At 62.8% G+C, this 18,304-nt stretch carries 19 protein-coding genes; all 19 read right to left on the minus strand.

All coding sequences use genetic code 11. The features are described 5' to 3' along the window. Positions 1-39 precede the first annotated feature (39 nt). Positions 40-738 (minus strand): ABC transporter ATP-binding protein, encoded by a 699-nt coding sequence (locus G6N73_RS04765; RefSeq protein ID WP_165024064.1) that lies wholly within the window; start codon positions 736-738, stop codon positions 40-42. Then, the gene (locus tag G6N73_RS04770) at positions 735-2,024 is read right to left on the minus strand and encodes a lipoprotein-releasing ABC transporter permease subunit (protein WP_165024066.1); all 1,290 of its coding nucleotides are present in this window, start codon (positions 2,022-2,024) and stop codon (positions 735-737) included. The genes G6N73_RS04765 and G6N73_RS04770 overlap by 4 nt, the downstream gene beginning before the upstream one ends. Then, positions 2,021-3,346 carry a proline--tRNA ligase gene (gene proS, locus G6N73_RS04775; protein WP_165024069.1) on the minus strand — a complete coding sequence of 442 codons (1,326 nt, stop codon included), beginning with the start codon at positions 3,344-3,346 and terminating at the stop codon, positions 2,021-2,023. The genes G6N73_RS04770 and proS overlap by 4 nt, the downstream gene beginning before the upstream one ends. A 436-nt stretch (positions 3,347-3,782) precedes the next feature. Further along, positions 3,783-4,052 carry a DUF1467 family protein gene (locus tag G6N73_RS04780; protein ID WP_165024071.1) on the minus strand — a complete coding sequence of 90 codons (270 nt, stop codon included), beginning with the start codon at positions 4,050-4,052 and terminating at the stop codon, positions 3,783-3,785. Further along, complete coding sequence (mce, locus tag G6N73_RS04785) at positions 4,049-4,453, minus strand: methylmalonyl-CoA epimerase (RefSeq protein WP_165024073.1); 405 nt, start codon at positions 4,451-4,453, stop codon at positions 4,049-4,051. The genes G6N73_RS04780 and mce overlap by 4 nt, the downstream gene beginning before the upstream one ends. Before the next feature lie 136 nt (positions 4,454-4,589). After that, positions 4,590-6,260, minus strand: coding sequence for a ribonuclease J (locus G6N73_RS04790; RefSeq protein WP_165024076.1), 1,671 nt, complete (start codon positions 6,258-6,260; stop codon positions 4,590-4,592). 19 nt (positions 6,261-6,279) lie between these two features. Further along, positions 6,280-7,107 carry a biotin--[acetyl-CoA-carboxylase] ligase gene (locus G6N73_RS04795; protein WP_165024079.1) on the minus strand — a complete coding sequence of 276 codons (828 nt, stop codon included), beginning with the start codon at positions 7,105-7,107 and terminating at the stop codon, positions 6,280-6,282. Beyond that, entirely contained in the window at positions 7,108-8,544 is a 1,437-nt protein-coding gene (gene nuoN / locus G6N73_RS04800; RefSeq protein ID WP_165024081.1) for an NADH-quinone oxidoreductase subunit NuoN, read from the minus strand. It abuts the gene before it with no gap. Positions 8,545-8,557: 13 nt separating this feature from the next. Beyond that, positions 8,558-10,102 (minus strand): NADH-quinone oxidoreductase subunit M, encoded by a 1,545-nt coding sequence (locus G6N73_RS04805; protein ID WP_165024084.1) that lies wholly within the window; start codon positions 10,100-10,102, stop codon positions 8,558-8,560. 3 nt (positions 10,103-10,105) lie between these two features. Further along, on the minus strand, positions 10,106-12,103 hold the full coding sequence (gene nuoL, locus G6N73_RS04810; protein ID WP_165024086.1) for an NADH-quinone oxidoreductase subunit L: 1,998 nt from the start codon (positions 12,101-12,103) through the stop codon (positions 10,106-10,108). A gap of 10 nt (positions 12,104-12,113) precedes the next feature. Further along, positions 12,114-12,422: an NADH-quinone oxidoreductase subunit NuoK gene (gene nuoK, locus G6N73_RS04815; protein ID WP_008836435.1), complete on the minus strand. Its 309-nt coding sequence runs from the start codon at positions 12,420-12,422 to the stop codon at positions 12,114-12,116. Positions 12,423-12,424: 2 nt separating this feature from the next. After that, entirely contained in the window at positions 12,425-12,688 is a 264-nt protein-coding gene (locus G6N73_RS04820) for a hypothetical protein (protein ID WP_165024089.1), read from the minus strand. A gap of 2 nt (positions 12,689-12,690) precedes the next feature. Then, entirely contained in the window at positions 12,691-13,311 is a 621-nt protein-coding gene (locus G6N73_RS04825) for an NADH-quinone oxidoreductase subunit J (RefSeq protein ID WP_165024091.1), read from the minus strand. 133 nt (positions 13,312-13,444) lie between these two features. Then, entirely contained in the window at positions 13,445-13,936 is a 492-nt protein-coding gene (gene nuoI / locus G6N73_RS04830) for an NADH-quinone oxidoreductase subunit NuoI (RefSeq protein ID WP_008836437.1), read from the minus strand. A 2-nt stretch (positions 13,937-13,938) separates the two neighbouring features. Next, complete coding sequence (locus tag G6N73_RS04835) at positions 13,939-14,130, minus strand: hypothetical protein (RefSeq protein WP_165024093.1); 192 nt, start codon at positions 14,128-14,130, stop codon at positions 13,939-13,941. Continuing rightward, positions 14,130-15,173, minus strand: a complete 1,044-nt coding sequence (nuoH, locus tag G6N73_RS04840; protein ID WP_165024096.1) for an NADH-quinone oxidoreductase subunit NuoH — start codon at positions 15,171-15,173, stop codon at positions 14,130-14,132. The genes G6N73_RS04835 and nuoH overlap by 1 nt, the downstream gene beginning before the upstream one ends. 8 nt (positions 15,174-15,181) lie before the next feature. Then, positions 15,182-17,263, minus strand: coding sequence for an NADH-quinone oxidoreductase subunit NuoG (gene nuoG / locus G6N73_RS04845; RefSeq protein WP_165024098.1), 2,082 nt, complete (start codon positions 17,261-17,263; stop codon positions 15,182-15,184). After that, on the minus strand, positions 17,263-17,574 hold the full coding sequence (locus G6N73_RS04850; RefSeq protein ID WP_165024101.1) for a pentapeptide repeat-containing protein: 312 nt from the start codon (positions 17,572-17,574) through the stop codon (positions 17,263-17,265). Before G6N73_RS04850 ends, nuoG begins: the two co-directional genes overlap by 1 nt. A gap of 8 nt (positions 17,575-17,582) precedes the next feature. Then, on the minus strand, positions 17,583-18,293 hold the full coding sequence (locus G6N73_RS04855) for an NADH-quinone oxidoreductase subunit E (RefSeq protein ID WP_165024103.1): 711 nt from the start codon (positions 18,291-18,293) through the stop codon (positions 17,583-17,585). Positions 18,294-18,304: the final 11 nt, after the last annotated feature.

Here is an 18,304-nt window from a genome sequence, read left to right on the forward strand (position 1 = left end):
AGGGCAGTAGAACGCCCGGGAGAACCCCGGCAAAATTCCTCAGAGGGGGACGACTTTGCCCTCACTCAGGGTGACACGCCGGTCCATGCGCCGCGCAAGCTCGTGATTGTGCGTGGCGATCAGCGCGGCGAGGCCGGACTGCCGGACAAGCGCTGCCAGGGCCTCGAACACATAGGAGGCCGTAACCGGGTCTAGATTGCCAGTCGGCTCGTCGGCGAGCAGCACCAGCGGCGCATTGGCTACGGCGCGGGCGATCGCCACGCGCTGCTGTTCGCCCCCCGACAGTTCCGCCGGGCGGTGGTGGCCGCGATTGCCGATCTGCATATAGTCGAGCAGTTGGCTGGCCCTCTCTCTCGCTTCCGACGCCGGAAGCCCTTTGACCAGTTGTGGCATCATGATGTTTTCGAGCGCTGAGAACTCCGGCAGCAGATGATGGAACTGGTAGACGAAACCGATGTCGTTGCGGCGGATCGCCGTGCGGTCGTCGTCCGACAGGCGGCCGCAGGCCTTGCCGGACAGGATGACGTCGCCGGCGTCTGGACGCTCCAAAAGGCCGGCCGTGTGCAGCAGCGTCGACTTGCCGGTGCCCGACGGGGCGACCAACGCCACCATCTCGCCGCGCCTCAGCGCAAAATCCACGCCGTTCAGGATGGTGAGCTTGCGCGGGCCCTGCACATAGTGCCGCTCGACGCCTTTCAGCTCGATGATGATGTCGCCGGAGCGATTGCCGCTTGTCATTCGTAACGCAGCGCCTCGACGGGATCGAGCTTGGCCGCGCGCCACGCAGGAAACAGCGTCGCCAGGAACGACAGGACCAGCGCCATCAATATGACGGAAAATGTCTCGCCCGGATCCATCTTGGCCGGCAGCTTGCTCAGGAAATAAAGCTCGGGATTGAACAGCACCGTGCCCGACATCCAGGAGAAGAACTGGCGGATCGATTCGACGTTGAGGCAGATGACGACGCCGAGGATGACGCCGGCGATGGTGCCCGTGACGCCGATCGCCGCCCCCGTCATAAGAAATATCCGCATCACCGCACCGCGCGACGCACCCATTGTGCGCAGGATGGCGATGTCGTGACTCTTGTCCTTCACCAGCATGATGAGGCCGGAAATGATGTTGAGCGCCGCCACCAGAACGATCAGCGTCAGGATCATGAACATGACATTGCGTTCGACCTGCAGCGCCGAAAAGAAGGTCTGGTTGCGCTGGCGCCAGTCGGACAGGAATATCTGCCGCTGTGCCGCTTCCTCTACCGGCGCCTTCAGAGCGTCGACATTGTCGGGATTGTCGACAAAAATCTCGATCGACTGGGCGCGCCCCTCCATATTGAAATAGAGCTGTGCCTCGGCAAGCGGCATGAAGATGATCGAGGCGTCATACTCCGACATGCCGACTTCGAAGATCGCGGTGACGGGATAGGCTTTCACGCGCGGTGTGGTGCCGAATGGCGTAACGTCGCCGTCGGGCGAGACCAGCGTGATGGAATCGCCGAGCGCCAGGCCGAGATTATCGGCCATGCGCTGGCCGATCGCCACGCCCTCGCTGGTGTCGAAGCCGACGATGGAGCCCTGGCGGATGTTGTTTGCCACCAGCGCGACCTTACCCAAATCCTCCCCGCGAATGCCGCGCACCAAGGCGCCGGTTCCAGGTCCGGCGTCGCCCGATGTCAGCACCTGTCCGTCGATCAGCGGGATCGCGTATTTGACACCCGGGACGCCGTTGATGCGGCCGGCAACTTCGGCAAAATCCTCGAGCGGCATGTCGACTGGCTGGACGATCAGATGGCCGTTGATGCCGAGGATGCGGGTCAGCAGCTCGGCGCGAAAGCCGTTCATGACCGCCATGACGATGATCAGCGTCGCGACACCCAGCATGATGCCGACGAAGGAGATCGAGGCGATGACCGAGATCACCGTCTCCTTGCGCCTGGAGCGCAGATAGCGCCAGGCGACCATGCGCTCGAATGGCGAGAACGGTCCGGCGCCGGCGGGTTTTGCTGTCGCGACCGTCTCGCTCATGCAGCGCCGAGCCGTTTGGTCGCCGCCTCGATCGGCAGCGTCTCGCGTTCACCGGTGCGGCGGTTCTTGATCTCGATCTCGCCGGCCGCCACGCCGCGCGGTCCGACGATCATCTGCCACGGCAGACCGATCAGGTCGGCGGTGGCGAACTTGCCGCCGGGCCGCTGGTCGGTGTCGTCGTAGAGCACGTCCCTGCCCGCCGCGGTAAGCTTGCTGTAGAGTTCGTCGCAGACGCGGTCGCATTCGGCGTCGCCGGCCTTCATGTTGATGATGCCGACATCGAACGGCGCGACAGATTCCGGCCAGATGATGCCGTTCTCGTCGTGACTGGCCTCGATGATCGCCGCGATCAGCCGGGTCGGCCCGATGCCGTAGGAGCCCATCGAGACGTTGTGGTCCTTGCCGTCGGGACCGGTCACCTTGGCGCCCATCGGCTTCGAATATTTGTCGCCGAAATGGAAGATGTGGCCGACCTCGATGCCGCGCGCCGAAAGCCGGTCGCCCTCGGCGATCTTGTCCCACGCCGCCTCGTCGTGCATCTCGTCGGTCGCCGCGTAAGGCGTCGTCCAGTCGCGCACGATGCCGGCGATCTCATCGTCGTTTGTGAAATCCGTCGCCTCGCCGGGAACCTTCAAGTCGAGGTAGTCACGGTGGCAAAAGACCTCGCTTTCGCCGGTATCGGCAAGGATGATGAACTCGTGGCTGAGATCGCCGCCGATCGGGCCGGTGTCGGCGCGCATCGGGATAGCCTTCAGGCCCATGCGGGTAAAGGTGCGGAGGTAGGACACGAACATGCGGTTGTAGGCGGCCTTGGCGCCTTCGAAATCGAGGTCGAAGGAATAGGCGTCCTTCATCAGGAATTCGCGGGAGCGCATCACGCCGAAGCGCGGCCGCACCTCGTCGCGGAACTTCCACTGTATGTGGTAAAGGTTCAGCGGCAGGTCCTTGTAGGATTTGATGTAGGAGCGGAAGATCTCCGTGACCATTTCCTCGTTGGTCGGACCGAACAGCATGTCGCGTTCGTGCCTGTCCTTGATGCGCAGCATCTCCTTGCCGTAATCCTCGTAGCGGCCGCTCTCGCGCCACAGATCGGCCGACTGAATTGTCGGCATCAGGATTTCGAGTGCGCCGGCGCGATCCTGCTCTTCGCGGATGATGCGGCAGACCTTGTCGAGCACCTTCTTGCCGAGCGGCAGCCAGGAAAAACTGCCCGCCCCCTGCTGCCGGATCATGCCGGCGCGCAGCATCAGCCGGTGCGAAACGATCTCCGCTTCGCGCGGGTTTTCTTTGAGTATGGGCAGGAAGTAGCGCGACAGCCGCATGAGGGTTCCGTGAAGTGAAGAAATGACGCCGGAATCGGCGGCAAGGCCGGTGCTTGCATGCGCTTCATAGCCATTTCAAGGCCGGATGGAAACCCGCGCGTCGAAGCCCAGCCGGGCGCTGTGCGTTTCGCAAGCATGGCCTGCCGAACTATTGTGCAGTGCAGCACATCAAGGGCTGTTTCAGCGCAATATTTCTAGTGACATTTTGTTGCAGGTTGGTCTAATGTGCCCCGATAACTGAGAGGGCGGAGCAAAATCTGCCTTCCTACGCGGTCAAAGTCTTGGGAGGATGCGATCTAGGCGCGGTAATTCGCAGCCGCCGGAATACCGGAAAACAGATCGGACGCGTTCAATTGCAAGGCCTTGTGCCTTGCATTTTTTTTGAGCAATCGGAAAAACTTGTGACCCCTTGCTGAGAAACCGCGCGAAGCGTGACTCAGTTGTATTCCGGAATGAAACGCGGGATATCGTCTATGCCGAGGCCGACCACCTTGGTCAAAATGTAAAGCGCTCCGAAGATCAGCAGCGAAACGACGGTGGTGCGGAGCACGGCGCGCAGCATATGCGGGCCCTGCGGCGCGCTCGAAACGGTGCCGAGCACCGTCTCGCCCTCATCGTCCTGGGTCTTCAGGCTGAACGGCAGCGTGGCGAACAACACCAGCCACCAGATGATGAAGTAGATGGCGGCGACGGAAATCCAGCTCATGCTTGTTCCAGTTCCACCAGCGTGCCGAGGAAATCCTTGGGATGCAGGAACAGCACCGGCTTGCCGTGCGCGCCGATCGTGGGGTTGCCATCGCCGAGCACCCGCGCGCCGGCCGCTTTCAGCCGGTCGCGCGCGGCGATGATATCGTCGACCTCATAGCAGATGTGATGCATGCCGCCAGCCGGGTTCTTCTCCAGAAAGGCTGCGATCGGCGAGTTTTCGCCCAGCGGCTCGAGCAATTCCACCTTGGTGTTGCCGGTATCGATGAACACCACGGTCACGCCGTGCTCGGGCAATGCCTGCGGCTCGGTAAGCGTGGCGCCCAGCGTGTCGCGATAGACGGCGCTTGCCGCGGCAAGATCCGGCACGGCAATGGCTACATGGTTCAGGCGGCCGAGCATGGGGGCTCCATGAAAATGCGTGAGGCAAACTTTGACCAGGCAGTGGGGAATGGGCAGTAGGGTAGATCGATAGCGAAAACCGATTCTGCTCGCCGATCTTCCGTTTCCTACTGCCTACTGCCCATTCCCCACTGCCTCATCTCGTGACAAACACCGTCACCAGCGGTTTCTTGCCCCAGGCTTCGTTGGCGGCCGAGCGCACGGCCCGGCGCACCGATTCCTGCACCAGGTCGAGGTCTTTTCGCCGCTGGCGCGGTATGGAGTCCACGGCGCCGATCGCCGCATCCAGCATGATCTCCTCCAGATCCTCGCCGCCGCGATCGGCAAGCGCTACGCCGATGGCGACCAGATCCGGGTCGCCTGCGAGTTCGTACCGCTCGTCGAGCACGACATTGACCGCCACATGGCCGGCGAAGGAGAGCTTGCGCCGGTCGCGAATGCCCATCGCCTCGTCGTCGCCGATCAGCTTGCCATCCTTGTAGACGCGGCCGAACGGCACCTGGTCGATGATCTCGGCAGCGCCGGGCGCCAGCCGCAGCATATCGCCATTGCGCGCCTGCGCGACTTCGGGAATGCCCGACTGCGTCATCAGCACTCCTTGCGCGACGAGGTGGGCGGCTTCGCCATGCACCGGGACACCGATGCGCGGCCGCGTCCATTCGTACATCTTGCGCAACTCGTTGCGGCGCGGATGGCCCGAAACATGGACCAGCGCCTCATTGTCCTCGATGATCCTGACGCCCTGCTCTATCAGCTGGTTCTTGATCTCGAGGATGGCCTTCTCGTTGCCGGGAATCGTTCGCGACGAAAATACGACGATGTCGCCCGGAGACAGCGCCACGGTCTTCATCTCGTCGCGCGCCAGCTTGGCGAGCGCGGCGCGCGGCTCGCCCTGGCTGCCGGTGCAGATGATGACAAGGTTTTCGCGCGGGATGAAGCCGTAATCCTCCTCCGCGATGAATTCCGGCAGGCCTTCCATATAGCCGAGCTCGCTGGCGACATCGATCATCCGCTTAAGCGAACGGCCGAGCACCAGCACCTGGCGGCCGGTGTCGCGGGCGGCTTCGGCGATTGAGCGGACGCGGCCGACGTTGGACGAGAAGGTGGTGACGGCGACACGGCCCGGCGCCTTTTCGATGACGCCGCGCAGCCCCTGCCCGACAGCCTGCTCCGAGGGCGATTCACCTTCGCGCATGGCATTGGTGGAATCGCAGATCAGCGCCAGTACGCCTTTCTCGCCGAGAGCGCGGAACTGCGCCTCATCGGTCATAGGGCCGATCTCGGGCGCGGGATCGAGCTTCCAGTCGCCCGTATGGATCACCGTGCCGAGCGGCGAGGTGATAGCGAGCGACATCGGCTCGGGTATCGAATGGCTGACCGGGATCGCCTCGATGCTGAAAGGACCGACGGTGAAAGTTTCGCCGGCGCGATAGACCGTCACGGGCACCTTCGGCGCGCCGTTTTCCCCCTGCCGCTTCGCCTCAAGCAGGCCGGCCGCGAACGGCGTCATCCAGACCGGCGCCTTGAGGCGCGGCCAGAGCTCGAGCAGCGCTCCGTAATGGTCCTCATGCGCATGGGTGATGACGATGCCGCGCAGATTGTTGACCTCGGTCTCTATGAAGCGCGTGTCGGGCAGCACCAGGTCGACGCCCGGCAGGTCGGGGCCGGGAAATGTCACCCCGACATCGACCACGATCCACTCGCGGTTCAGGGCTGGGCCGTAACCGTAGAGTGCGAAATTCATCCCGATCTCGCCGACGCCGCCGAGCGGCACGAAGACGAGTTCAGCATTGTGGTTCGTCGCCATTCTTATCCCTCTCCTGCCCTCAGGCAGCGCCGGCGGAGGCGACCGCGCCGAAATGCACGTCGCCCGCGGCTATCTTCAACACATCACCGCGATCGTCGCGGATCACAAAACGGCAATCCTCATCGATCGTCTCGAACACGCCGCGCACGACATTGCCGTCGACGCGCACCGCGACCTGACTACCTAGCCCCGCCGCGCGGGAAAGCCAGCGCCGGCGGATTTCGGTGAGGCCGCGGCCCTCGTTCCAGAGCCGCGCATTCTCGCTCCAGGCGTCCGACAGCGCGAGGAATAGAGTTTCGGCGTCACATCTCGCGCCAAGCGCCTTCAATGACGTGGCCGGATAGGGCAAATCGTCGGGATAAGCGATGACGTTGACGCCGATACCAACCGCGATCGCGCAGCGATCCTGCCCCAGCACCGAGGATTCCAGAAGGATGCCCGCGAGCTTGGCGCCTTCCGCCAGCACGTCGTTCGGCCATTTCAGCTCGAAGCGGTTGCGGCCAGCACCGCTGCCGCCATCCGGCGCGATCGCGAAGCGGCCGTTCGGAACCACGGCATTGAGTGCATCGGCGAGCGCTAGGCCGGCAACGAAGCCGAGGGTGGCGGCGGTGCGAAGATCACCGCCGGTGATGAGGAGCAGCGTTGCGGCGAGATTGCCGGGCGGCGTCGCCCAGGCCCGGCCGCGTCGGCCCCGGCCGCTTTCCTGCTGCTTGGATACGATCCAAAGCCGGCCGGGATCGCCGTCGCGGGCGCGCTCCAGCGCCAGCGCGTTCGTCGAGCCGACTTTGTCGTGGGCTTCGAGCCGGAAGCCCTCGGAGACACAAGTCGGCGCGAGTACGAATCCCATCTAGAAGAACGTCTTGGCGGCGGCTTGCGCAACTCGCCCGATCGGTCCGCCGATCAAGACGTAGAACAGCACGAACGCCCCGGACGCACCGAGCACGAGCCGCAGCTCGCCGGCCATCGGCATGAAGCCGCCGACCGGTTCGTCGAACCACATGATCTTGATGATGCGCAGATAATAATAAGCGCCGACCACGGAGGCGAGCACGCCGATGATCGCCAGCGCGTAAAGCCCGGCGTCGATGGCCGCCAGGAAGACGTACCATTTGGCCCAGAAGCCGGCGAGCGGCGGAATGCCGGCCAGCGAGAACATCAGGATGGTCAGGATCGTCGCCATCATCGGATTGGTCGAGGAAAGGCCGGCAAGGTCGCCGATCTGCTCGACATTGCCGTCCTTGCGCCGCATGGCGAGGATGAACGCGAAGGTGCCGAGCGTCATCACCAGATAGATCGCCATGTAGATGATGACGCCGCGCACGCCGGTCTCGGAATTGGCCGCAAGCCCGACCAGCGCGAAGCCGACATTGCCGATCGAAGAATAGGCCATCAGCCGCTTGATGTTGGTCTGGCCGATCGCCGCGAACGACCCCAGCGCCATCGAGGCGATGGAGACGAAGACGACGATCTGCTGCCAATCGGCCGCTATAGGTTCGAACGCGCCGACGGTGACGCGCACCATCAGTGCCATAGCAGCCATCTTCGGCGCCGCGGCGAAGAAAGCGGTGACCGGCGTCGGGGCGCCTTCGTAGACGTCCGGGGTCCACATGTGGAACGGCACGGCCGAGATCTTGAAGGCAAGGCCAGCCATGACGAACACCAGCCCGAACACCAGCCCGAGTTGTCTCTCGCCGCCGGCGAGCGCGGCCGCGATCGCATCGAAATCGGTATTGCCGGTATAGCCGTAAACCAGCGAGATGCCGTAGAGCATCATGCCCGACGACAGCGCCCCGAGGACGAAATATTTGAGGCCGGCTTCGGTCGAGCGCAGGCTGTCGCGGTTGATGGCGGCCACGACGTAGAGCGCCAGCGACTGCAGTTCGAAGCCGAGATAGAGCGCGATCATGTCGTTGGCGGAGATCATCAGCATCATGCCGAGCGTCGCCAGCATGATCAGCACCGGATATTCGAACTTGTCGAACTTTTCCGCCTTGGCGAAGCCGACCGATATGATCAGCGTCACCACCGATCCGGTCAGCGTCAGGAATTTCATGAAGCGGGCGAACGGATCGCTGACGAAGGAATTGCCGAACGCCTTGCCCTCGCCCCCGAACAGCAGCATCCAGGCGCCGGCGCCGATCAGTATGGCGACTGCCAGCCCTGTGACAGTGGCATTGGCGCGCGGTCCCGAATAGACCCCGACCATCAGCAGCGCCAGCGCGCCAAACGCGATGATCAGTTCAGGCGTGGCCAGCGTCAGGCTCGAATATAGTTCCGGCGTCATAAGCCCGCCCCTGTCAATGCGCTGCGGCCGGCGCAGCCGCTGCCGGCTGCACAATGGCAGGCTGCGGCTGCGGCACCGCGTCGAGCGATACTGTAACGTTGTTCACGAGGGCCTGCACGGAAGCGGCCGTCGCGTCGAATATTGGCGCCGGATAGACGCCGAAGAAGATGACCAGCACCACCAGCGGATAGATCACCACCTTCTCGCGCGTCGAGAGGTCGAGCAGGCCCTTCAGGCTTTCCTTCGACAGCACGCCGAAGATCACCTTGCGGTAGAGCCACAGCGCATAGGCCGCCGAAAGGATGACGCCGGTGGCGGCGAACAGCGCCACCCAGGTGTTGACCCTGAACACGCCGAGCAGCGTCAGGAATTCGCCGACGAAGCCGCTTGTGCCGGGCAGGCCGACATTGGCCATGGTGAAGATCATGAACACCGCGGCATATTTCGGCATGTTGTTTACCAGCCCGCCATAAGCAGCGATCTCGCGGGTGTGCATGCGGTCGTAGATGACGCCGACGCAGAGGAACAGCGCGCCCGACACCAGCCCGTGCGACAGCATCTGGAAGATCGAGCCCTGGATGCCTTCCTGGTTCATCGCGAAGATGCCCATGGTCACGAAGCCCATGTGGGCGACCGACGAATAGGCGATCAGCTTCTTCATGTCCTCCTGCATCAGCGCCACCAGCGAGGTGTAGATGATCGCCACCACGGAAAGGGCAAAGATCAGCGGCTGGAAGTAGAGCGACGCATCCGGAAACATCGGCAGCGAGAACCGCAGGAAGCCATAGCCGCCCATCTTCAACAGGATGGCGGCCAGGATGACCGAGCCCGCTGTCGGCGCCTCGACATGTGCATCCGGCAACCAGGTGTGGACCGGCCACATAGGCATCTTCACCGCGAAAGAAGCGAAGAAGGCAAGCCACAGCCATGTCTGCATCCCGGCCGGGAAATCGTGTCCAAGCAGCGTCGGGATGTCCGTCGTGCCGGACTGGAAGAACATCGCCATGATAGCGAGCAGCATCAGCACCGAGCCGAGCAGGGTGTAGAGGAAGAACTTGAACGAGGCATAGACGCGCCGCTTTCCGCCCCACACGCCGATGATGATGAACATCGGGATCAGACCGGCCTCGAAGAACACGTAGAACAGGACGATGTCGAGCGCCGTGAACACGCCGATCATCAGCGTTTCCAGGATCAGGAACGCGATCATGTATTCCTTGACGCGCTTTTCCACCGATTCCCAGCTGGCCAGGATGCAGAGCGGCATCAGGAAAGTAGTCAGGATCACGAACAGCATCGAAATGCCGTCGACGCCCATGTGGTAGGAGATGCCCGAATCCAGCCATTCGGTCTTTTCGACCATCTGGAACCCGGTGTCGGCATAGTCGAAGCCGGCCCAGATGAACAGCGACAGCACGAAGGTGAACACCGTCGTCAGCAGCGCGACATTGCGGATGTTGCGGCGCGCGCTGTCGCCCTCGTCCCGGATCAGCAGGATCAGGAAGGCGCCGACCAGCGGCAGGAAGGTGACCGTGGAAAGAATAGGCCAGTCCGTCATGGTCTAAAACGAGCTCCCGAGCATCATCCAGGTGACGAGGGCTGCGACGCCGATCAGCATGACGAATGCGTAGTGATAGAGATATCCGGTCTGCAGCCTGACGACGCTGCGCGTCACGTCGATGACGCGCGCCGATACGCCGTCCGGCCCGAAGCCGTCGATGATGCGTCCATCGCCGGTCTTCCACAGGAAGCGGCCGAGGCGCTTGGCCGGGTTGACGAGCAGGAAGTCGTAGAACTCGTCGAAATACCATTTGTTGAGCAGGAAGGCGTAGAGCCCGCGGTGACGACCGGCCAGTTCCCCCGGCATCTCCGGCGAGCGGATGTAGAACTGGTACGCTACCCCGAAGCCGGTCAGCATCGCCACGAAGGGCGCGAGCTTTACCCAGAGCGGCACTTCGTGGAAATCGTGCAGGATATGGTTGTCCGGCAGGACGAACAGCGCCGCCTTCCAGAAAGGCTCATAGTCGTGGCCGATGAAATATTCGTGGAAGATGACGCCGGCAAACAGCGAGCCGGCGGCGAGCACGGCCAGTGGCACGAGCATCACCGGCGGCGATTCGTGGACATGGTGCATGACATCGGCGGTTGCGCGCGGCCGGCCGTGGAAGGTCATGAAGATCAGCCGCCAGGAATAGAAGCTGGTCATGACCGCCGCGAGCGTAAGCGCGATGAAAGCGAAGCCAGCCATGGCGTTGTGGCCGACGAAGGCGCCTTCGATGATGGCGTCCTTGGAGAAGAAACCGGCCGTACCGATGATCGTCGCCGGAATGCCAACGCCGGTGAGCGCCAGTGTGCCGATCACCATCATCCAGTAGGTGGTGGGGATCAGCGTGCGCAGCCCGCCCATCTTGCGCATGTCCTGCTCGTCGGAAACGGCATGGATGACGGAGCCCGAGCCGAGAAACAGCAGCGCCTTGAAGAAGGCGTGCGTGAACAGGTGGAAGATCGCGGCCGAGTAGAAACCGAGGCCGAGCGCCACGAACATGTAGCCGAGCTGCGAGCAGGTCGAATAGGCGATGACGCGCTTGATGTCGTTCTGCACCAGGCCGACGGTGGCGGCAAAGAAGGCGGTGAACGCTCCGACGAAAGTGACGACGGTCAGCGCCGTGTGCGACAGCTCGAAGATCGGCGACAGCCGCGCCAGCATGAACACGCCGGCAGTGACCATGGTCGCCGCATGGATGAGCGCCGACACCGGCGTCGGGCCTTCCATGGCGTCGGGCAGCCAGGTGTGCAGCGGCACCTGCGCCGACTTGCCCATCGCGCCCATGAAGAGCAGCAGGCAGACGGCCGTCAGCGCGCTTTGCATGTCGAGCGCGTAGCCGAGAAAATTCAGCACGGTCTCACCAGGCGCGCCCGCTTCCGCGCCGTGCCCAGCAGAGGCCACGGATGCAGCGTTGGCGAAGATCGTGTCGAAATTGACCGAGCCGAACAGCACGAACACGCCGAAAATGCCGAGGATGAAGCCGAAGTCACCGACACGGTTGACTATGAAGGCCTTGATCGCCGCGGCGTTGGCCGACGGCTTCTTGTACCAGAAGCCGATCAGCAGATAGGAGGCGAGGCCCACCCCTTCCCAGCCGAAGAACATCTGCACCAGATTGTCCGCCGTCACCAGCATCAGCATGGCGAAGGTGAATAGCGACAGATAGGCGAAGAAGCGCGGCCGGTGCGGATCGTGGTGCATGTAGCCGATCGAGTAGATGTGCACCAACGCCGATACGGTGTTGACCACCACCAGCATGACCACAGTCAGCGTATCGATTCGCAGCGCCCAGTCGGCCTGCAGGCTGCCGGACTCGATGAAGCGCAGCACCGGAACCGTAAAGACTTCCGTGTCGCCGAATCCGACCGCGAAGAAGGCGATCCAGGACAGGACGGCCGAAATCACCAGGAAGCCGGAGGTGATGTATTCCGATGCTTTCGCGCCCAGCGACGTGCCGAAAAGGCCGACGATCAGGAAGCCGAGCAGCGGCAGGAAGACGATGGCTTGATACATGGTCTTACCGTCAACCCTTCATCATGTTCACGTCTTCGACCGCGATCGAGCCGCGGTTGCGGAAGAACACCACCAGTATGGCAAGGCCGATCGCCGCTTCGGCGGCCGCGACCGTCAGCACGAAAAGCGCGAAGACCTGACCGACCAGATCGCCGAGCGCGGCGGAAAACGCCACGAAATTGATGTTCACCGCCAAGAGGATAAGTTCGATCGACATCAGGATGACGATGACGTTTTTGCGGTTCAGGAAGATGCCGAACACGCCGAGCGTGAACAGGATCGCCGAAACGGTGAGAAAATGCGCGATGCCTATTTCCATCGTCAGATGCCCTTTTGCATCAACATGTTCATCTGTGCGTTGGCCCGGCCGATAGCATCGATCAGAGCCTGCACCTCGGATGGTTCAAACCACAGCGCCGTCCAGTTTCCAGCCGCTCCTCTGGCATAAGATCCGCGTTTAGACCAAATGCGCAGCGTGTATCGTTCTTTGCGCTTCCAAATGTAGACCTCTGCCTCGACACCGCCTGGGACCGGAGTGGACCACACCTGCTCTGCGAATAACCGCTTTGTTATGAAATCGAACACAGTCAGATGCCCTTGCCCGTCTCGACTTTTTTGATCTCGATCGCGGTTGCCGGGTTGCGGGCGACCTGCGCGGAAACGTCCTGGCGCTTCACGCCTTCCCGATGTCTGAGCGTCAGCACGATCGCGCCGATCATCGCCACCAGCAGGATCAGGCCGGCCACTTGGAAGAAGTAGATGTAGTCGGTATAGAGAATGTCGCCGAGCGCCGCCGTATTGTGCCGCGTCGCGATCTCGGGCGTCGGCATGGCGACGGTCGATGCCAATTCAGGCGCGAATGTGTAGCCGCCGAGCACGACCACCAGTTCGGCCGCCAGGATCAGCCCGACCATGGCGCCGATGGGCGCGTATTGCAGTGCCCCCGACTTCAGTTCGGCGAAATCGACGTCGAGCATCATCACGACGAACAGGAACAGCACGGCGACCGCGCCGACATAGACGACGAGCATGATCATCGCCAGGAACTCGGCCCCGGTCAGCAAGAACAGCCCGGCCGCGTTGAAGAAGGTCAGGATCAGGTAGAGAACCGAGTGCACGGGATTGCGCGCGGAAATGACCATGAAGGCCGCCGCGACCGCGATGAAGGCGAAGAGGTAGAAAAATACCGCTTCAAGTCCAATCAGCATGGGTTCCCCCGGGGTTTCCGTATCGGACGGAGCACAAGCCGCGCCCACCCGTTTCCGGTTTTGCGCCCGCCTCCGGGCGGCAAATCCGCGTGTTCCTTAGACGAGCAATTCCGGCCCGTCCATCATTCAATCTTCACCTGTAGGGCGCATCCAGAGCGATGTTGCGCGCCAGCTCCCGCTCCCAGCGGTCGCCGTTGGCGAGCAGCTTTTCCTTGTCGTAGTAGAGCTCCTCGCGCGTCTCGGTCGAGAACTCGAAATTCGGCCCTTCCACGATCGCGTCGACCGGACAGGCTTCCTGGCAGAAGCCGCAATAAATGCATTTCACCATGTCGATGTCGTAGCGCACCGTGCGGCGCGTGCCGTCATTGCGGCGCGGACCTGCCTCGATGGTTATGGCCTGCGCCGGGCAGATCGCCTCGCACAGTTTGCAGGCGATGCAGCGCTCCTCGCCGTTCGGGTAGCGGCGCAGCGCGTGCTCGCCGCGAAAGCGCGGGCTGAGCGGGCCTTTCTCGAACGGGTAGTTCAGCGTCGGCTTCGGCGCAAAGAACTGGCGCATCGACAGGAAGAACGCTCCGACGAACTCCTTGAGCAGCAGCGATTTGGCGGCTTGTGCAAGTGCCGTCATGATCAGTCTCCGGTAAACAGAGGGGCTACGAAGTAGCCTATGACCGGCAAGAGCACGAACTGGCTCAAACCGGTTATGTTGAGGACGCGCTTGGTCTCGGGCAGGTCAACGCGCGAGGCAAGCAGGCGCAGCGCGAAGTAATCCACGACAGCCACAGCCAGCCCGATCAGCGCCCCGACAAGCCCGGCCGACATCAGGCCATTCCCGTCAGTTTCAGGAACGCCGCCGTAATCACAACCATAGCCAGCGAGATCGGCAGGAACACCTTCCAGCCGAGCCGCATCAACTGGTCGTAGCGGTAGCGCGGCACGAAGGCCTTCACCATGGCGAACATGAAGAAGCAGAGGCAGACCTTCAGAACGAACCAGACGACGCCGGGCACCCAGGTAAATGGCGCGAAATCGAAGGGCGGCAACCATCCGCCGAGGAACAGGATGGTTGTGAGCGCGCACATCAGCACGATCGCGACATATTCGCCGAGGAAGAACAGCAGGAACGGCGTCGACGAATATTCGATCATGTGGCCGGCGACGAGCTCCGATTCGGCCTCGACCAGATCGAAGGGCGGACGGTTCGTCTCGGCCAGCGCCGAAATGAAGAAGATGATGAACATCGGGAACAGCGCCAGCCAGTGCCAGTCGAGGAACGTGTTGGGCAGGCCGAGCCGCGTGCCGATGCCGTCGCTCTGCGAAAGCACGATATCGGACAGGTTCAGCGAGCCGACAGCGAGCAGCACGGTGACGATGACGAAGCCGATCGAAACCTCGTACGAGACCATCTGCGCCGCCGAGCGCAGCGCGCCGAGAAACGGATATTTCGAGTTCGACGCCCACCCGCCCATGATGACGCCATAAACCTCGAGCGAGGAGATGGCGAAAACATAGAGGATGCCGACATTGATGTTGGCGATCGCCCAGCCTTCGCTGATTGGGATGACCGCCCAGGCGGCGAGCGCCAGAACGGCCGAGACCACTGGCGCGAGCAGAAACACGCCCTTGTTGGCGCCGGACGGTATCACCGGCTCCTTGAACACGAACTTCAGCAGATCCGCGAAGGATTGCAGCAGCCCCCATGGGCCGACGACGTTGGGGCCCCGCCGAATCTGCACCGCCGCCCAGATCTTGCGGTCGGCATAGAGCAGATAGGCGACGAATATCAGAAGGATGACGATCAGCGCCACCGATTGAAGCAGGATGATCAGGCCGGGCCAGACGTAGAAAGAGAAAAAGGAATCCATAACCGCCCCTACTCGGCCGCCTGTTTGAACCCACCCTTCGCCAGGGCCGAACATTCGGCCATGACGGCGGAGGCCCGCGCGATCGGGTTCGTCAGATAGAAGTCTTTGACCGGCGATGCAAACGCGCCCTTGGCAAGCGGCCCGGCGATCTGCGCCGCGCGCTGAATATCGGCCGGATCGCCAGCAGCGATCTCGTCGATTTCGGCCAGGTGCGGATATTCGGCGGTCAACTTCGCGCGCAATTGCGGCAGCGAATCGAATGGCAGCCTGTGGCCGAGGACATCCGAAAGCGCCCGAAGGATCGCCCAGTCTTCCCTCGCCTCGCCCGGCGCGAAGCCGGCGCGGTTGGTCTGCTGCACGCGGCCCTCGGTGTTGACATAGGTACCGGATTTTTCGGTGTAGGCCGCACCCGGCAGGATGACGTTGGCGCGGTGTGCGCCGGCATCGCCATGCGTGCCGATATAGACGACGAAAGCCCCGCCCGTGCCGGTCATGTCGATCTCGTCCGCGCCGAGCAGGAACAGCACCTCCATTGTGGACATCATTTCAGCGGCGCTCTTGCCGCCCTCGCCTGGCACGAAGCCGATATCGAGACCGCCGACCCGCGCAGCCGCAGTATGGAGCACGGCAAAGCCGTTCCATTCCTCACCGACCGCATCGACCGCGAGCGCCAGCTTGGCGGCCAGCCCGAGCACGGCCGCGCCGTCGGAACGCGCCAATGCGCCCTGCCCGACAATGATCAGCGGCCGCTTGGCGTTCTTCAGCACCGAGAAGAACTTGCCCTTGCCGCCGGCCAGTTCGTTCAGCGATTCGGAACCGGCCCCCAGCATCTCATACTCGTAGCGAAGATCGCCGATCTCGCCGATGGCGCCGACCGGCAGATTGCCGACCTTCCAGCGCTTCCTGATGCGGGCATTGAGCACGGAAGCCTCGAAGCGCGGATTGGCGCCGATGATCAGCACCGCATCCGCCTGTTCGATACCCTCGATGGTGGGGTTGAAGATGTAGCTGGCGCGGCCGAGCGCCGGATTGAGCTTTGCGCCGTCCTGCCGGCAGTCGATGTTCGGGGAGACCAGCGACTGCATGAGCAGCTTCAGCGCATACATCTCCTCGACAGCGGCGAGGTCGCCGGCAATCGCGCCGATCCTGTCGCCCGAGCTTTTCGCCACCGCTTCGTTGATCGCGGCGAAGGCTTCGCTCCAGCTAGCCGCCTTCAGCTTGCCGTCGCGGCGCACATAGGGCCGGTCGAGGCGCTGGGTCCTGAGGCCATCCCAGATGAATCGCGTCTTGTCGGAGATCCACTCCTCATTCACCTGCTCGTTGACGCGCGGCATGATGCGCATCACCTCGCGGCCGCGCGAATCGACGCGGATCGCCGAGCCTACGGCGTCCATGACGTCGATCGATTCGGTCTTGGTCAGTTCCCACGGCCGCGCCTGGAAGGCGTAGGGCTTGGAGGTCAGCGCGCCGACCGGGCAGAGATCGATGACGTTGCCCTGGAGCTCGGAGGTCATCGCCTGTTCGAGATAGGTGGTTATTTCGGCATCCTCGCCGCGGCCGATCAGGCCGAGTTCCGAAATGCCGGCGACTTCCGTGGTGAAGCGGACGCACCGCGTGCAGTGGATGCAGCGGTTCATGATCGTCTTGACCAGCGGGCCGATATATTTGTCTTCGACCGCGCGCTTGTTTTCCTGGTAGCGCGACGAATCGACGCCAAACGCCATCGCCTGGTCCTGCAGGTCGCACTCGCCGCCCTGGTCGCAGATCGGACAGTCGAGCGGATGGTTGATCAGCAAGAACTCCATCACGCCTTCGCGGGCCTTCTTGACCATCGGCGTGTTGGTGAAAATTTCCGGCGTCTCGCCGTTCGGTCCAGGACGCAGATCGCGCACGCCCATGGCGCAGGAAGCGGCGGGCTTGGGCGGCCCGCCCTTCACCTCGATCAGGCACATGCGGCAATTGCCAGCGATCGACAGGCGCTCATGAAAGCAGAAGCGCGGTACTTCCGCGCCCGCCTCTTCGGCCGCCTGCAGCAGCGTGTAGTGATCGGGAACCTCGATCTCTTTGCCGTCGACTTTCAGTTTCGCCATCACTTGCCCCCGGCGGCTGTCGCCGCTTCGTATGCTTTCAGAAGATCGTTCAACGCCACGCCGTTGATGGACATGCCCGCGACTTGCGCATTTTCGATCTTCACATTGCTCATGTTCACGCCCGAGAAGAACGCGCCAGACAGGTTTGCATCGACGAACCGCGCGTTGCTCAGCAGCACTTTGTCGAATTTCGTCGCGGAGAGATTCACATTGAGAAAATGCGTGTTCGACAGATTGACGTCGTCGAAGCGCGAATTCGCCACCGTGGCGTCGCGCACATCGAGAACATCGCGTTTTCCGTGTATCTCCATTGGCCCACTCAGCTCTTGTTGTCGCGCGCCAGCTTCGCGGCCTGCCCGATCCAGTTGTCGCGGCCGATCCGGCCCTTGAACGACAGATAATCGTCGACCCAGGCGATCTCTTCCCTGCTCCAGCTCGCGATCTGGCCGTAGGTCCAGACGCCAAGCCCGTTCAGCACCTGCTCCAGCTTCGGGCCGACGCCCGAGATCAGCTTGAGATCGTCGGGCTCTTCCGGCTTCGCAATCGCCTTGGGCTGCCGGAAATCCTCCGGCATCAGTTCGGCGACTGCATCGGCAACCGCGCTCTGGCGGGCGTCCGCCACACCGGCGGCGCCGGCATCGTCGGCAGGCGGCTGGCTAGCCTCTGTCGTCTCCCTGGCCACAGACCGCGCTTCGTCGATCAGCACTTCGGTTGCCGCCTTTGCGCGAACCGTAGGCGACTTCGGCTTCTCGACAAAATCGTCGACGTTCGGCGCGAGGTCTTCCAGGACCGGCATCCAGAGGCGCTGCGCCGCCTCGACGGTGCCCGAAACGGTGCCCGCCCACAACCCGTACGCCTGGCTGACCAGCCCCAAGCCAAGCGCCGAGAAAGCCGCAGCGCCAGCAAGCGGATGCGCCATCAGATTGACGGCGCCGGCAAAATCCTTCGGCATGATGACAGCCATGTATTCGTTCATCTTTTCGCGATCCGCATCGGGACCGGCATGTTCGGGTATGGAAGGTGTCGACATCGGTGGGCTCC

Source organism: Allomesorhizobium camelthorni, assembly GCF_011045125.1.
In the GTDB taxonomy this organism is placed as follows: Bacteria; Pseudomonadota; Alphaproteobacteria; order Rhizobiales; family Rhizobiaceae; genus Allomesorhizobium; species Allomesorhizobium camelthorni.

Coding starts and splice junctions, on each gene's coding strand:
- mce (WP_165024073.1), bottom strand. CDS start 4,453: ATGCTCGGCCGCCTGAACCATGTAGCCATTGCCGTGCCGGATCTTGCC.
- nuoG (WP_165024098.1), bottom strand. CDS start 17,263: ATGGCGAAACTGAAAGTCGACGGCAAAGAGATCGAGGTTCCCGATCAC.
- nuoH (WP_165024096.1), bottom strand. CDS start 15,173: ATGGATTCCTTTTTCTCTTTCTACGTCTGGCCCGGCCTGATCATCCTG.
- G6N73_RS04855 (WP_165024103.1), bottom strand. CDS start 18,293: ATGTCGACACCTTCCATACCCGAACATGCCGGTCCCGATGCGGATCGC.
- proS (WP_165024069.1), bottom strand. CDS start 3,346: ATGCGGCTGTCGCGCTACTTCCTGCCCATACTCAAAGAAAACCCGCGC.
- G6N73_RS04765 (WP_165024064.1), bottom strand. CDS start 738: ATGACAAGCGGCAATCGCTCCGGCGACATCATCATCGAGCTGAAAGGC.
- nuoN (WP_165024081.1), bottom strand. CDS start 8,544: ATGACGCCGGAACTATATTCGAGCCTGACGCTGGCCACGCCTGAACTG.
- G6N73_RS04780 (WP_165024071.1), bottom strand. CDS start 4,052: ATGAGCTGGATTTCCGTCGCCGCCATCTACTTCATCATCTGGTGGCTG.
- nuoK (WP_008836435.1), bottom strand. CDS start 12,422: ATGGAAATAGGCATCGCGCATTTTCTCACCGTTTCGGCGATCCTGTTC.
- G6N73_RS04835 (WP_165024093.1), bottom strand. CDS start 14,130: ATGTCGGCCGGGCTTGTCGGGGCGCTGATCGGGCTGGCTGTGGCTGTC.
- G6N73_RS04850 (WP_165024101.1), bottom strand. CDS start 17,574: ATGGAGATACACGGAAAACGCGATGTTCTCGATGTGCGCGACGCCACG.
- G6N73_RS04825 (WP_165024091.1), bottom strand. CDS start 13,311: ATGCTGATTGGACTTGAAGCGGTATTTTTCTACCTCTTCGCCTTCATC.
- G6N73_RS04770 (WP_165024066.1), bottom strand. CDS start 2,024: ATGAGCGAGACGGTCGCGACAGCAAAACCCGCCGGCGCCGGACCGTTC.
- G6N73_RS04795 (WP_165024079.1), bottom strand. CDS start 7,107: ATGGGATTCGTACTCGCGCCGACTTGTGTCTCCGAGGGCTTCCGGCTC.
- G6N73_RS04790 (WP_165024076.1), bottom strand. CDS start 6,260: ATGGCGACGAACCACAATGCTGAACTCGTCTTCGTGCCGCTCGGCGGC.
- nuoI (WP_008836437.1), bottom strand. CDS start 13,936: ATGACGGCACTTGCACAAGCCGCCAAATCGCTGCTGCTCAAGGAGTTC.
- G6N73_RS04805 (WP_165024084.1), bottom strand. CDS start 10,102: ATGACGGACTGGCCTATTCTTTCCACGGTCACCTTCCTGCCGCTGGTC.
- nuoL (WP_165024086.1), bottom strand. CDS start 12,103: ATGTATCAAGCCATCGTCTTCCTGCCGCTGCTCGGCTTCCTGATCGTC.